Genomic DNA, 14575 nt, shown 5'->3' with positions numbered 1-14575 from the left:
GTCGCCAGCGGCGAGCCGCCCTCGTTCGTGAGGCGTATATAGTCGCCACACTCGACAACTGTCAACACACATCGACAATGTTTTTGAAGTTTTTGCGACAGAAATTTCGGACCGGATCTGTCGATAGCCGACTGCCCCAGGGGAACGCTGGCAATACCGATTGGACGGCCAGGAAGGAGCCCTATTGCCGCCGCATTGCCGTTCGACACCAAAGCCAACGAAAGTGGGCGCCGCCGACGGAGCAGCCCCTCTCTTATGAGCCCTCCTATATAGGAGTGTGCGATGGCCTTGCAGAGAAGGTACACCGCCCCGCCTGGTAGGGCGCTCTATAAGAGAAGTGCTTGGGGGCAATTCGTTCGGAGCCTGGCGCTTCGTTGACTTCACCTGCCATGACAGGCAAATGTCACGGCCACAACAAAAGCGACAAGCCGTTCCGCCCGGGGAAGAAGCAGCCTTTCTGGATGCCAGACACGGAAGATGTCATAGCCGAACTCGGCAACGAGCCGCCGCTTGTCGCGGATGGCCGCAGCGGCCCGCCCGACCGGCGCGAGGTTTCTGCACGCTGGCTGTCGGGAACATTTCTCACTGGCGTCACCTCGAGCGTGCTGATGGGCGTGGCGCTGTTCGCCGCCCTTGACGGCCGCCAGCAACTAGCCACCCCACCCGAGATCGCCGAGTTGATCAGCCTTGCCGGCAACGGGGATTCTGGCGAAGTCGCCAAGACCACTAGGCTGGTGGCGCCGCGTCAGATCGCAAAGGCCAAGGACCGCCGCCGCATGGAAGTGTCGATGGTCACCAAGGTCGGCGACCGCGACGTCATCCACACCATGCCTTTCGTCCAGATCAAGATGGCCCTTGCCGCCGGCCACACCACCAGCCGCGCCTACCCACCCTTCGACCCGATGCAGGTGTTCGGCGACGACAGCGACGACAATGCCCAGCCGGCGACGGCCTCTGCCGCTTCCGGCCAGATCTACGGCGCCAAGGTCGAAAGCGAGATGAGCCTGAAGACCATCGATTTTCCGATCGAAACGGCTTCCTTCGACGAAAAGAGTGACCTCTCCGCCGACGAGGTGGAAAAAGTGGTGCGCGAAGCCGGCACCGACCTCAGCGACGGCGCCGTGCAGGTCGCTTCACTTCACTATGTCGACCCGCAGCGATTCGGCGAAGCTTTTGCCGAGAGCATGGCGGGCTCCTACGACGTCAAGATCGTGCCGGAAAATGTCTCGGTGGCGCCCCGCGCCACTGTTGACGACCAGGCGCCGGCTTTCGCCGAGGAAATCATCCCCTTCACCAAGGATCTCGACGTCACCGAGGCTTTTGCTAATTCGGGCTACACGGGTGAAGATGCCACCGGAATGGCCGAAGCCATCGCCAAGTTGCTCAACGCAACGGCGCTCAAAGCTGGAACCGTGCTGCGTGTCGGTCTTGAGGTTCACGGCGATGCCGCCAAGGTCGTGCGCACCAGCGTCTATGACCGGACCCAGCACATCGTCACCATCGCGCTCAACGATCGCGGCCAGTATGTGCCGGCGCAGGAACCGGATCCGAACCCCGAATTGCTGACGGCCTTCGATGATTCGTCGGCGCCCGTGGTGGTGCGCGGCAACCTGCCCAACGTCTATGACGGCATCTACCGCGCCGCCTATTCCTACGGCATGTCCAAGGTGATGACGCAGCGGTTGATCAAGTTGCTGGCGTCCGACGTCGACTTCCAATCCCGCCTCAGCCCCGCCGACCGCATCGAAGTCCTGTTCTCGCAGCCCGACGGTGACGACCAGACCTCGGACAGCTCCGAGCTTCTTTACGTCTCGGCGACGTTCGGCGGCCAGACCCGCAACTTCTACCGCTTCCAGATGCAGGACGGCGGCACCGACTATTTCGATGAGGACGGCTCGAGCGCCGAGCAGTTCCTGTTGCGCAATCCCCTGCCCGCCGGGAAATTCCGCTCCGGTTTCGGCGCCCGCAGGCATCCCATCCTCGGCTATGTCCGCATGCACACCGGCGTCGACTGGTCCGCGCCGATCGGCACGCCGATCATCGCCGCCGGCAACGGCACGGTCGAGAAGGTCGGCTGGGCCGGCGGTTACGGCAAGCAGATCATCATCCGCCATGCCAATGGCTATGAGACATCATACAATCACCAGAGCGCTTTTGCCAAAGGCATCGAACCGGGCGTGCACGTCCGCCAGGGCCAGACCATCGGCTTCCTCGGCCAGACCGGCCTCGCCACCGGCCCGCATCTTCACTACGAACTGATCGTCAACGGCACCAAGGTTGATCCGATGCGTGTCCGCCTGCCGGTCGGCAAGGTGCTGAAGGGCGATGACCTCGTTGCCTTCAAGCGCGAGCGCGAGCGCATCGACGAACTGCTGAAGCAGGAAGACAGCGATTCGCTGAAGGTTGCGAGCGCCAAGATCGACGGTTGACCCGCTTCAGCCTTGCTGATCTTCGGCCTGTCGCGACCATGGCAATCGCTCACCGGGAATGGTCGTCCAGGCGATGACAGCCGCAAACAGGCAAAGCAGCGCGGTCACCGAAGAGACCGCGGCAAAAGCGGCGTCGCTGGCGGCGAGCCTCGCCGCATCGATGGCCGGCCCAAGCCCGGCTGGCGCCGGTTCACCAAATCCTGGGATGCCCGGCGTTGCGCTCGCGTCCAGCGCATTCGCGTAAACCCATGCGGCAAGCGAGCCCATCGCCGCCACCGCGATCAAACCGCCGATGCGTGAGACGGCATTGTTGATGCCGGAGGCCGCCCCCGTGTCCTTGTCTTCCACCGCCGTCATGATCGCGGTCGACAAAGGCGATACGACCAGAGCCATGCCGAGCCCCATCAGCCCCATCAGCGGGAATGTTCCGGTCCAGAAATTATGGATACCGGCGTAGGTGAGCAAGGCCAGCCCGGCAAACGCAAAAGCCACGACCAGGCTGCCGCAGGCGATCGGAAAACGCGGTCCGATCCGGTCCGACAGCTTGCCGACAGGTCCTGACAAAAGCGCGATCGCTGCCGACAAGGGCAGGAAGATGAAGCCGACCTCGGCCGTGCTCAGTCCCCAGCCGGCGATCAGCAGCATCGGAAGATAGAAAAGGTTGGCCGATAGCGCGAAATAGAGGAAGAACGTCGCCACATTGGCGCCAGCGAAAGCACCGACGCGAAACAGGCTGAGGTCGATCATCGGCTCGCGCTGCCGAAGCTCGAAGAAGATGAAGACAGCCAGCAATACGACGCCTGCGGCAATGCTCGGCCCTGCAATGAGGCCCTCGCCGCTGGCGCTCATCGAGGTCAGCCCATAGGCAAGCGCGCCGAAGGCCAATGTCGCGAGCGCTGCACCGCCGAGATCCAGGCTGCGTTTCTCCGTCGGCGTATCGGCTGGAACCTTGGCCAGCAGAAGCCAGATCGAAATAAGCCCGAGCGGCAGGTTGATGGCGAAGATCGCCCGCCAGATGCCGTCGCCGAAGGCCGACAGCACGAAACCGCCGAACACCGGGCCAAGTGCCGTGGTCAGCGCTGAAGCCGCCGCCCAGATGCCGATAGCGCGGCCGCGTTCTTTCTTCGGGTAGGCCTTGGCGATGATGGCGAGGCTGCCGGGCACCATGATCGCTGCGCCAATGCCCTGGACGGCACGAAATGCGATCAGCACAATGGCATTCGGCGCCAGCGCACAGGCAAGCGAAGCGACGATGAACAGCGCAATGCCGGCCACGAAGGCGCGGCGTAGGCCGAATCGGTCGCCGGCGGCACCCCCGGCCAGGATCAGCGCCGACAGCGTCAACGCATAGGCATTGGAAATCCACTGCGCCTCGGCCAGGCTGGCGCCGAGATTGACGCGGATCGCCGGTGTGGCGATGGCCAGGATCGAGCCGTCTATGAAGCCAAGCGCCGAGGCCAGAATTGCCGCGATCAGCACAAATCGCCGCTGCGACTGCGGACAGAACGTCCCATTCCTGACCGGGCTGGTCAGCGGGACGGCGGCAGCTTTACTCGGTGAATGCATGAAATCTTGCTTAAACCCCTAGCGCACCGGCAACAACCAGCCAGTGGCTTGCTGTCGCTGAAACCAGCCGTTTGGCCAGGTCGCACTCTGTCAGGGCGCAAATGGCACAGTCATGCTGGCGCCGTTACACGCAGCCGGCGGGAATTTCGGTGAGGCGACCACTTGAAAGCTCGGTTTCATTCTGATCGTGCATCTGGTCTATGCCGCCGCACTTCACAGTTCACTGCTGCGCAAAATCATCGGCTGAAGGTCCGCCGACAAACTCCACCGTGACACCCGGTGAAACCAGCTTGGCCAACTCCCGCGCATCCCAGTTGGTCAGGCGTACGCAGCCATGGCTTTCGGTCTTGCCGATCTTCGACGGATCCGGCGTGCCGTGGATGCCATAGGTCGGCTTGTCCAGGGCGATCCAGACCGAGCCGACGGGACCGTTCGGGCCCGGCGGAATGGTCAGGACCTTGTCGTTCTGGCCCTGCTTGAAATTGATGCTGGGGTTGTAGGTGTAGTTCGGATCGAGCGCGACGCGCGACACCGTGTGTATGCCGGACGGTGACGGCGTGTCCGATGAGCCGATGGTTGCGGGATAGGCCGCGACCAGTCTGCCGCCGGCATCATAGGCGAAAACCTCTTTCTTGTCCTTGTCCGCGACGATGCGGGCCACCGGCGTCGAAACCAGTTTTCCGAAATTGGCGACCTTGATGGTTGTGCCGGGACGATTGAAATCGACGTCCGGGTTGAGCGCTTTGAGATAATTCTCGTCCATGTGGAAGCGCTCCGCGAGCGCCTCGGTCACGGACGTATAACCCATGCGGTCGAGTTGCGCCTTCTGGCTGTAGTCTTCCGGGATCGACGCGACATAGGGACCGGCCGCATCCTCCGCTGTGATCGTGTAGTTGGCGAAGGCATCGCCGCCGGATTGCGCAAGTGCCGCCTGGATGGCGACCGCGTCGGTCGATCGCAGATTGGCGCCGGTGATCTGGTTGTAGGCAGCGAGCGCCTTGTCGACATTCGAACCGAAACGCCCGTCGATGACGCCAGGCGAAGCGCCACCCCGGTCGAGCAGCACCTGAAGGGCGGCGACATCCTGGCGCGCTCCCAGCGAAAGTGCTGGGGCAACAGTGGCCTTGTCGTCAGCCTTTGGTGGCAGAGCCGCCTGATCGGCGGGTATCGCCGGCTGGGCAGGGTCTATCGAGGCCTCGTTCAGCGGCTGGCGCTTGATGGTGCCCGGCTTCGCCGGCTGCGGCGCGTCGGGATAATTGTCGTCGTAGCTGCCATCGTCCTGCGGTGGGGGAGGATAGGCTTCGACGGAATTGTCCCCATAGGGATCGTACTCGTCCGCCGGCGGCGGGATAACGCGGCCTTCCTCTTCCAACTGCTGGCGGCGGAACCGCGCCATGTCTTCCGGATCGTCGAGATAGTAGCGGTCGTCGCCGTCGGGGGCGCGGCCCAATTCGCGCAGTCGTGTCTCACGGCGCAGGGCACGACGGTCGAGCCGGGTCTGCGGCGGCTGGATGGCGATGACCTTGCCGGTATCGGCATCGACGATGACGCGGTTGCCTCTAGCGTCGTAGTAGATGTCGAGATTGCCGTCCTGGGCGATAAGGATGCCCCCGGTATCGGCGGCACGGACAATCGGTGGTGCGCTGTCCTGCGTTGGGGCAGCGATTGCATTGGCAGACAAAAGCCCGCCGGCAAGTACCGAAAGGGTGAAGATCGTACGCAGCATAGTGGCGAAACTCTCCGGTCCGTAATTGCCGCCGCCCGGCATTGTTCTCTGGCGAAGCCCCTCGCCAGCAAACCAGTTACCCACCATATGGTTCCAACATGAACCGGGCATGAAGATGGCGGTTTCCCGGCACCTCGACGAATATTGGCTAGCCTGCGGCAAGCCCCAATTCCTTGCGCGCCTGCTTCGTCAGTTTCAGGGCAACAAGGCGATGGCTCTCGCGCAGATAGTCTTTCAGCGCAGCATCATCCATGCTCTGGCTTGTCCGACGCTGGATCCATGTCATGCCGCGCGAGGCAAGATAGGGCGCTGGTCGCAGGCCCGGCTGCTCCTTGAGCACATCATAGGCGATTTCGGAGCATTTGAACGTGACGAAGAGCTGCTGGCCCTGGTCCCAGCCGCCGATCGCGAAGACCTTGGCTCCGACCTTCCAGACATGGGCTCCGCCCCACTGGACGACATGGCTCGTCGCAGGCAGCGATGCGCAGAAGCTGTTATAGTCGTCCAGCGTCATCCCCGCCCCCGTTTATATGAAAAAGCCGCGCGTCCAGGATGGACGCGCGGCTTTGGATCAGGCTGCCACTTCCGCCGCCACAATCGTCGGTTTCGAGCGGAAGTTCAGCCGATCGGAACCGGCTGTCACCTTGACGGTCGAGCCGTCGAGGATGTCGCCGAGCAGGATCTTCTCCGCCAGCGGGTCCTGCAATTCCTTCTGCATCACTCGCTTCAGCGGTCGCGCGCCATAGGCAGGGTCGTAGCCCTTGGCGGCCAGCCAATCGACCGCCTCCTGGTCCAGCGAAAGTGTGATCTTGCGATCGACAAGCAGGCTCTCCAGCCGCTTGAGCTGGATCTCGACGATGCGGCCCATATCCTGCCGGCGCAGCCGGTGGAACAGGATCACCTCGTCGACGCGGTTGAGGAACTCCGGCCGGAACGACGCCCTGACGACACCCATCACCTCGTCGCGAACCAGATCGACGTCCTGATCCTCGGTGAGATTGACGAGATATTCGGCGCCCAGGTTCGACGTCATGATGATCAGCGTGTTGCGGAAGTCGACCGTGCGGCCCTGGCCATCGGTCAGGCGGCCATCGTCGAGCACCTGCAACAGCACGTTGAACACATCGGGATGCGCCTTCTCGATCTCGTCGAACAGCACGACCTGATAAGGCCGGCGCCGCACCGCTTCGGTCAGCGCGCCGCCTTCCTCATAGCCGACATAGCCGGGAGGCGCACCGATCAGCCGGGCGACCGAGTGCTTTTCCATGAACTCCGACATGTCGATGCGCACCATCGCGCTGTCGTCGTCGAACAGGAAGCTTGCCAGCGCCTTGGTCAACTCGGTCTTGCCGACGCCCGTCGGCCCGAGGAACATGAACGAGCCGATCGGCCGGTTCGGATCCTGCAGGCCCGCGCGGGCGCGCCGCACGGCCTTCGAGACAGCCTGCACCGCCTCGCCCTGGCCGACGACGCGCTTGCCGATCTCATCTTCCATGCGCAGCAGCTTGTCGCGCTCGCCCTGCAGCATCTTGTCGACCGGAATGCCGGTCCAGCGCGAGACGATGTGGGCGACATGATCGGGGGTGACCACCTCTTCGACCATGCCGGCTTTGCCGTCCTGGGCCTCGGCCTCCTTCAGCTTCTTTTCCAGCTCCGGGATCTTGCCATAGGCAAGCTCGCCGGCGCGCTGGAATTCACCCTTGCGCTGGGCAATGGCAAGGTCGTTGCGCGCCTCGTCGAGCTGCTTCTTCAGATCGGCGGCAAGCCCGAGCTTCTGCTTCTCGGCCTGCCATTTGGCGGTGATCTCGGTCGATTCTTCCTCAAGGCCGACGAGTTCCTTTTCCAGGCGGGCAAGCCGATCCTTCGAGGCGTCGTCCGTCTCGACCTTCAGCGCCTCGCGTTCGATCTTGAGCTGCATGATGCGGCGATCGATCTCGTCCAGCGCCTCGGGCTTGGAATCGACCTGCATGCGCAGCCGCGATGCGGCTTCGTCGACCAGGTCGATCGCCTTGTCCGGCAGGAAGCGGTCGGCGATGTAGCGGTTGGACAGCGTCGCCGCCGCCACCAGCGCCGAATCCGAAATACGCACCTTATGGTGCTGCTCGTACTTCTCCTTCAGGCCGCGCAGGATCGAGACGGTGTCTTCCACCGTCGGCTCGTCGACGAACACCGGCTGGAAGCGGCGGGCAAGCGCTGCATCCTTCTCGACATGCTTGCGATACTCATCGAGCGTAGTGGCGCCGACGCAGTGCAACTCGCCCCGCGCCAAAGCCGGCTTCAACAGGTTCGACGCATCCATGGCGCCATCCGCCTTGCCGGCGCCGACCAGCGTGTGCATCTCGTCGATGAACAGGATGATGTTGCCGTTGGCCGAGGTGACTTCGGAGAGCACTGCCTTCAGCCGCTCCTCGAACTCGCCGCGATATTTGGCGCCGGCAATCAGCGCGCCCATGTCGAGCGCCATCAGCTGCTTGTCCTTCAGCGATTCCGGTACGTCGCCATTGACGATGCGCAGCGCCAGGCCCTCGGCGATCGCCGTCTTGCCGACGCCGGGTTCGCCGATCAGCACGGGATTGTTCTTGGTGCGGCGCGACAGCACCTGGATGGTGCGGCGGATCTCGTCGTCACGGCCGATCACGGGGTCCAGCTTGCCGGCACGGGCATCCGCGGTCAGGTCGCGCGCGTATTTCTTCAGCGCGTCGTAGCCCTGTTCGGCACTCGCCGAATCGGCGGTGCGGCCCTTGCGGACATCGTTGATGACCTGATTGAGCGCCTGCGCGGTGACGCCGGCCTTGGCCAGTATGTCGGCGGTCTTGGCCGATTTCTCCATGGCGAGCGCCTGCAAGAGCCGCTCCACCGTGACAAAGCTGTCGCCGGCTTTCTTGGCCAGTTCCTCGGCGGTCGAAAACACTTTTGCCAGCGGCTGCGCCAGATAGAGCTGGCCATTGCCGCCCTCGACCTTGGGCATCGCTTCGAGCGCCGCCTCGACGCCAAGCTTGACGTCGCGGACGTTGCCGCCGGCGCGTTCGATCAGCGACGCGGCCAGGCCCTCATCGTCGTCGACGAGCACTTTCAGGATATGTTCAGGAGTGAATTGCTGATGGTTGCGGGAAAGCGCCATAGTCTGCGCGGACTGGATAAAGCCGCGCACGCGCTCTGAGTATTTCTCGAGGTTCATATCTGTCTCCTTCCATCACCGGCCCGCTTTGCGGCACCGGATCCGATTGCGGTGACGGACCCGCCCATTCGAGCCGGGTCCAGTTGAGGCTGATATGGTGCACAAGTTCCGAACCCTCAAGACGTCTCGATATCGGCAACTTCATAATATTGCACGGCCGCCCAAACGAAAACGGCGGAGATTTCTCCCCGCCGTTCCATGTCTTGAGGTGCCGTTTGATCAGTTGTCGATATCGACATTGACCGGCTGGGCATTGCCGCTTTCGACCGGGGCCGCCTCGGCACTTTCGCCACCGCCATCAACCTGATCGGCGTTGACGCGCGGGCGGCGCGGACGACGCGGACGACGGGCAGCCCCGCTTTCGGCGGCCGCCTCGTTGAGTTCGGCCTGGGCGGCAAGACCTGCCGGGGAAAGATTCTCGAACGACGGAGCCGGTTCGGCCGGCGCTACAGATTCGGTCGGCGAAACGGCTTCGCCCTGAACCGGGGTCTCGTTGCCCTGGGGCTGACCACCTTGTTCCACGGGTGAACCAAAGTCGCGCTGGCCGTTCTGGCCATAACCGCCATTGGGGCGACGATCGCGATGGCGCCCGCCATTGTTGTCGCGGCCACCATTGTTACGCCCGCCATTGTTATCGCGGGCCTCGCGGCCACCTTCCCGGTTGAGCGCAACCTCGGCCGGCGTCCCTTCGATGACCGGCTGCGGGCCGGCGCCATGGTTGATCACCGGGATCTGGGCGTCGGAAACAGTGTTGCTGTTGTTGTTGCCGCCATTGTCGAAATCGTCGCGATCCTCGTCGCCGTCATCGTCGAAATCATCGCGATTCTGCTGCGCGTTCTGGATCGGCATCTGCGCCTGTGCGGCCGCGATGATGCGATTGTAGTGCTCGGCGTGCTGGAGATAGTTCTCCGCCATGACCCGGTCGCCGGAGCTGTGAGAATCGCGGGCAAGGGTGGCATATTTTTCGGCGATCTGCTGAGCCGAACCGCGGATCTTCACATCCGGGCCATTGCTCTCGTAGTTGCGCGTCAGGGGATTAGGCCCCTTGCGGTTGTTGTTGTTATTGTTGTTGTTATTGTTACCACCGCCGCCGCCACTATTGTTGCGACCGCGCATGCGCCTGTTCTGCTGTTGTGGCCTCATCAAACTCTCTTCATTTTGAAATTTTCGAAAAACTCTTCACGAACGGAGGCGCTCATGCAGCCAGCCGTTTCGTCTCTTCACCGGCGTTCGCCCGCATCGATTGCGTTGGCGCCACGTGCCATCCTGTTCCGGTTACATCACTTGCCGGACGATTCCCGCACGAAGCTTGGGCATCGTTTGCGCAAGAAGGCAGCTATTTCCAAGGAAAACCGAATCGCTAAGAGCACTGCCTGCTTCGTCTCATCCGGTTAAGGCGACCCTAGCCGCATTCCCCGGCATTGCCAAGCGCTTTTTTGCACTGCGTCAAGGCTTTATCCTTTCAAAGACAACAACCCTGTCGTTTCCACCGAGGTCACGAAAAGCACCGCCCGGCACGTAGCCGGCTGCAGCGAATATCTCGCAGACCTCATTGCGTTGCGTATGGCCGATCTCGACCGCAATCCTGCCTTCAGTTTCCAAAAACCTTGCCGCTTCCGCTGCGATGGTTCTGTAGGGGTTCAGACCGTCCGCGCCGCCATCCAGGGCCAGGCGCGGGTCGAAATTGCGGACTTCGTCCTGCAGATTTCCAATGTCTTCCGTGGTTATATAGGGAGGGTTTGCGACAATTACATGGTACCGGCCGGAAACTTTTTCGAACCAGTCCGACTGCAGCGTCGTGAACCGGCCTGCAAGACCCAGTTGCCCGGCATTGCGCGCCGCCGTCGCCAGCGCACCCGCGGACAGATCGACGCCCCTGGCGTTAGCCGCCGGCACGACGCTGAGCAGCGCCAGCGCAATGGCGCCGGTGCCGGTGCCAAGATCGAGCATGCGGCACTCGCCTTCCCGCGCCGCAACTGCCTTGACGAAGGGCAATATTGCTTCGACCAGCGTTTCGGTATCCGGCCGCGGCTCCAGCGCTTCCGGCGACAGCGACAGGCGCAAACCGTAGAATTCACGATAGCCGAGGATGCGATGCACCGGTTCGCTGCCAACGCGGCGTCTCAAGGCGGCATCGATTTCGGCAACAACGCCGGCGCCGAGCTTGCGTTCGGGGTCCGCAATGGCTTGTGTGCGCGTGGTGCCGGAAAAATGCTCGACGATCAGCCTCGCATCGAGCGCCGGATCATCGATAGCGGCAGCGGCAAGCCGAACCTGCGCTTCCCGCAGCAGCGGCCCGAGTGCATCGGGCAGGTCAGTCATCGATGCCGATGTCGGCGAGCAATTTCGACTGGTGATCGGCGATCAGCGCGTTGATGATCTCATCGAGTTCGCCCATCATTACCCGGTCGAGCTTGTACAGCGTCAAATTGATGCGGTGGTCGGTGACGCGGCCTTGCGGGAAATTATAGGTGCGGATGCGTTCCGAGCGGTCACCGGAACCGACCTGCGACTTGCGCGATTCGGAACGCTCCTCGTCAGCCTTGCCGCGCTCCAGATCATAGAGCCGGGCCCGCAGGATCTGCATGGCCTTGGCGCGGTTCTGATGCTGCGATTTCTCCGCCTGCACGACCATGATGCCGGTCGGCAGATGGGTGATGCGGACGGCCGAATCGGTGGTGTTGACGTGCTGGCCGCCCGAACCCGAGGCGCGCATCGTGTCGATGCGGATGTCTTCGGCCCTGATGTCGATGTCGACCTCTTCGGCTTCTGGCAGCACCGCGACGGTTGCCGCCGAGGTGTGGATGCGCCCGCTCGCCTCGGTTGCCGGCACGCGCTGCACGCGGTGCACGCCGGATTCGAACTTCAGGTGCGCAAAGACGCCCTTGCCGGACACGGTGGCGATGATTTCCTTGTAGCCGCCGGCGTCACCATCGCTGGCCGAGGCGGTCTCGAAACGCCAGCCGCGTTCGGCGGCGTAGCGCTCATACATGCGAAACAGGTCACCGGCGAATAGCGCGGCCTCGTCACCGCCGGTGCCGGCGCGGATTTCGAGAATGGCGTTCTTGTCGTCGGCGGCATCCCTGGGCAACAGCAGGATCTGGATGTCCTTCTGCAGCGCCTCGATACGGTCCTCGACCTCCGGCAGCTCGGCCTCGGCGAGCGCCCGCATCTCGGCATCGGTGCCCTTGTCGGCAAGCATGGCTTCGAGGTCGGCCTGCTCATGCTCGGCCAGGCGCAGCGCCCTGACCTTGGCCACCATGTCCTGGATTTCCGCATATTCAGACGCCATCCGCACATAGGCATCCGGCGCTGGGCCGGCCGACATCTGCGCTTCGAGCATCTCGAAACGCTTGACGACTTGATCCATACGATCGCGGGGCAAATTGACCATGATGAGGCTGCTACAACGGGATCGAACGGTCGTCGGCAAAGGCCTGCAGCAGCGCCCGCATCGGCAAGCCCTGTGCCGGAGCCATCAGATTGTCGTCGAAAAACGCCTTCAACTCGTCCAGCGGCAGTTCCGTCAGCATCGCCTTGACCGGACCGATCGAGGCCGGCGACATCGAGATCGAGCGGAAACCGAGTCCGATCAGCGCCATCGCCGAGATCGGCTTGCCTGCCAGTTCACCGCACAGCGTCACCGGCGTATGGTTGCGGACGCCGGCATCGGCGATCTGCTTGAGCACCCGCAGGAACGGCGCCGACAGCGTGTCGAAGCGGTTGGCCAATTGCGTGTTGCCGCGGTCGACGGCCATGACGAACTGGAACAGGTCGTTCGAACCGACCGAGACGAAATCGACCGCCTTCATCAATTCATCAAGCTGGAACAATAGCGACGGCACTTCCAACATCGCCCCCAGCTTCAGGCTGGTCGGCAAATGATGGGCAAAGCGCGACAAATGCCGCACCTCGCGGTCGATGATCTCGCGTGCCTGGGCGATCTCGCCCAGCTCGGTCACCATCGGCAGCATCAGCTTCAATTCGCGGCCGCCGCTGGCCTTGAGCAAAGCGCGGATCTGGGTGCGCAGCAACCCTGGCCGGTCGAGCGTCAGGCGGATCGCCCGCCAGCCAAGCGCCGGGTTCTCTTCCTGGATCGCACCCTTGAAATAGGGCAGCACCTTGTCGCCGCCAATATCGATGGTGCGGAAGGTGACCGGCTTGCCGCGCGCCGCCTCGAGCACGTCGCGGTAGAGCTTTTCCTGGGCCTCGGCCCGGGGAAAAGTGGAAGCGACCATGAATTGCAATTCGGTGCGGAACAGGCCGATGCCGGCCGCGCCCGCTTCGGCAAGCTGCGGCAGGTCGACGGCAAGACCGGCATTCATCAGCAAATCGACCTGGACACCATCCCTGGTCGTCGACGGCTTCTTGCGCAGCTCGCGGTAGACCTCTTGCCGGCGCGCCCTGAAACGCACCTTTTCGGCGTAGGCGGCCTCGAGATCTGGCTGCGGCCGCAAATGGATCACGCCCTCTTCGCCGTCGACGATGATGGCATCGCCGTTTTCCGCCATGGAAACGGCGCCCTTCATCTGGCCGGCGACGGGAATGCCCATGGCACGCGCGACGATGACGACGTGACTGGTCGCGGCACCATCCTCGAGCACCAGCCCGCGCATCTTGTCGCGGGGATAATCGAGCAGCTCGGCGGCCCCCATCGAACGGGCAACGATGATGGCATCCTTCGGCAGCGATGCCGCGACATCTTCCGGCCCGCGCCCCATCAGCTGGCGCAGCAGGCGGTTGGCGAGGTCGTCGAAATCGCTCATCCGCTCGCGCAGATAGGGATCGGTCATGTGCAGCATGCGGGCGCGCATGTCGCTCTGCACCTTTTCCACCGCCGCTTCGGCCGTCAGGCCGTTGCGGATGGCCTCTTCCAGCCGCCGCACCCAGCCGCGATCGTTGGCGAACATGCGATAGGCTTCCAGCACCTGGCGATGCTCGCCTTCGAAGGCGACGTCGCGGCGTTCCAGCATGTCGTCGATGGACAGCCTGAGCGAGCTGAGTGAGGTCTCGAGCCGGCGGACCTCTTCCTCGCTGTCTTCGTTGAACAGATTGGTGACGACGATGCGCGGCTCGTGCAGCACGACATGGCCGAGCCCGACGCCTTCATTGAAGGACAGGCCGGTGAAGCTGACAGGACGGCGCAGATCGAGTTCGAGGCCGGGCCGGGTCAGCCGCGCCAGATCGCCGGTGGCGATCATCTCGGCGATCACCATCGCGGTGGTTTCCAGCGCCTCGACCTCGTCGTCGCGGTAGTGGCGCATGGTCTTGTTTTGCACCACCAGCACGCCCAGCGTGCGCCCTGCCCGCAGCACCGGCACGCCGAGGAACGAGTTGTAGATCTCTTCCCCGGTCTCCGGCAGATAGGCGAAGGCAGGGTGTTCCTGCGCATTGGACAGGTTGAGCGGCCGCGCGCTGGCTGCGATCGTGCCGACCAGACCTTGGCCCAGCCGCAACTGCGCCAAATGGACGGCGTTCGGGTTCAGACCTTCGGTGGCGTAGAGTTCGAGCACCGAATCGGCGCGCAGCACATAGAGCGAGCAGACTTCCGCGACCATGTTGGAGGCGATGTCGCGCACAATCCGGTCAAGCCGCTCCTGCGGCTCCAGCGGCTCCTGCATGAGCTCGCGGAGCCGTTTGAGCAAAACGCGCGGGCCACTGGCCTGATCACGCATC

At 63.3% G+C, this 14575-nt stretch carries 10 protein-coding genes; 1 reads left to right on the top strand and 9 read right to left on the bottom strand.

What is annotated here, in order from left to right:
* Positions 1-209 (bottom strand): hypothetical protein (locus NKJ04_RS13725; protein ID WP_352441783.1); only part of this gene is annotated, 209 nt, incomplete at its 3' end.
* A gap of 252 nt (positions 210-461) precedes the next feature.
* Here NKJ04_RS13725 and NKJ04_RS13720 point away from each other — a divergent pair.
* The gene (locus NKJ04_RS13720) at positions 462-2429 is read left to right on the top strand and encodes a M23 family metallopeptidase (RefSeq protein ID WP_164892966.1); all 1968 of its coding nucleotides are present in this window, start codon (positions 462-464) and stop codon (positions 2427-2429) included.
* 6 nt (positions 2430-2435) lie between these two features.
* Here the strand turns inward: NKJ04_RS13720 and NKJ04_RS13715 are convergent, their stop codons facing one another.
* The 8 genes from NKJ04_RS13715 to ptsP all read right to left on the bottom strand — a co-directional run bounded on the left by NKJ04_RS13715 (position 2436) and on the right by ptsP (position 14574).
* Positions 2436-3995 carry an MFS transporter gene (locus NKJ04_RS13715; RefSeq protein ID WP_352675614.1) on the bottom strand — a complete coding sequence of 520 codons (1560 nt, stop codon included), beginning with the start codon at positions 3993-3995 and terminating at the stop codon, positions 2436-2438.
* A 220-nt stretch (positions 3996-4215) separates the two neighbouring features.
* Positions 4216-5721, bottom strand: coding sequence for a L,D-transpeptidase family protein (locus NKJ04_RS13710; protein ID WP_352675611.1), 1506 nt, complete (start codon positions 5719-5721; stop codon positions 4216-4218).
* Positions 5722-5869: 148 nt separating this feature from the next.
* Positions 5870-6235: an MmcQ/YjbR family DNA-binding protein gene (locus tag NKJ04_RS13705; RefSeq protein ID WP_352675609.1), complete on the bottom strand. Its 366-nt coding sequence runs from the start codon at positions 6233-6235 to the stop codon at positions 5870-5872.
* 57 nt (positions 6236-6292) lie between these two features.
* Positions 6293-8899, bottom strand: a complete 2607-nt coding sequence (gene clpB, locus NKJ04_RS13700) for an ATP-dependent chaperone ClpB (protein WP_352675607.1) — start codon at positions 8897-8899, stop codon at positions 6293-6295.
* Between the two features lie 219 nt (positions 8900-9118).
* Positions 9119-10042, bottom strand: a complete 924-nt coding sequence (locus NKJ04_RS13695) for a DUF4167 domain-containing protein (protein WP_352675604.1) — start codon at positions 10040-10042, stop codon at positions 9119-9121.
* 303 nt (positions 10043-10345) lie between these two features.
* A complete protein-coding gene (prmC, locus tag NKJ04_RS13690) occupies positions 10346-11221 on the bottom strand; it encodes a peptide chain release factor N(5)-glutamine methyltransferase (protein WP_352675601.1) in 876 nt (291 codons plus the stop codon).
* On the bottom strand, positions 11214-12293 hold the full coding sequence (gene prfA, locus NKJ04_RS13685; protein ID WP_352675599.1) for a peptide chain release factor 1: 1080 nt from the start codon (positions 12291-12293) through the stop codon (positions 11214-11216). The genes prmC and prfA overlap by 8 nt, the downstream gene beginning before the upstream one ends.
* 10 nt (positions 12294-12303) lie before the next feature.
* Positions 12304-14574, bottom strand: coding sequence for a phosphoenolpyruvate--protein phosphotransferase (gene ptsP, locus NKJ04_RS13680; protein ID WP_013529460.1), 2271 nt, complete (start codon positions 14572-14574; stop codon positions 12304-12306).
* Position 14575 lies beyond the last annotated feature (1 nt).

The organism is Mesorhizobium sp. M0618 (assembly GCF_040320765.1).
Lineage (GTDB): Bacteria > Pseudomonadota > Alphaproteobacteria > Rhizobiales > Rhizobiaceae > Mesorhizobium.
Note: the sequence above shows the minus strand (reverse complement) of the source record. Positions and strands in the feature narration are given on the sequence as shown.

What these genes read in the sequence shown, in the direction of transcription:
- prmC (WP_352675601.1), bottom strand. Translation starts at nt 11,221, where the DNA reads ATGACTGACCTGCCCGATGCACTCGGGCCGCTGCTGCGGGAAGCGCAG.
- clpB (WP_352675607.1), bottom strand. Translation starts at nt 8,899, where the DNA reads ATGAACCTCGAGAAATACTCAGAGCGCGTGCGCGGCTTTATCCAGTCC.
- NKJ04_RS13705 (WP_352675609.1), bottom strand. Translation starts at nt 6,235, where the DNA reads ATGACGCTGGACGACTATAACAGCTTCTGCGCATCGCTGCCTGCGACG.
- NKJ04_RS13720 (WP_164892966.1), top strand. Translation starts at nt 462, where the DNA reads ATGCCAGACACGGAAGATGTCATAGCCGAACTCGGCAACGAGCCGCCG.
- NKJ04_RS13710 (WP_352675611.1), bottom strand. Translation starts at nt 5,721, where the DNA reads ATGCTGCGTACGATCTTCACCCTTTCGGTACTTGCCGGCGGGCTTTTG.
- prfA (WP_352675599.1), bottom strand. Translation starts at nt 12,293, where the DNA reads ATGGTCAATTTGCCCCGCGATCGTATGGATCAAGTCGTCAAGCGTTTC.
- ptsP (WP_013529460.1), bottom strand. Translation starts at nt 14,574, where the DNA reads ATGCGTGATCAGGCCAGTGGCCCGCGCGTTTTGCTCAAACGGCTCCGC.
- NKJ04_RS13695 (WP_352675604.1), bottom strand. Translation starts at nt 10,042, where the DNA reads ATGAGGCCACAACAGCAGAACAGGCGCATGCGCGGTCGCAACAATAGT.
- NKJ04_RS13715 (WP_352675614.1), bottom strand. Translation starts at nt 3,995, where the DNA reads ATGCATTCACCGAGTAAAGCTGCCGCCGTCCCGCTGACCAGCCCGGTC.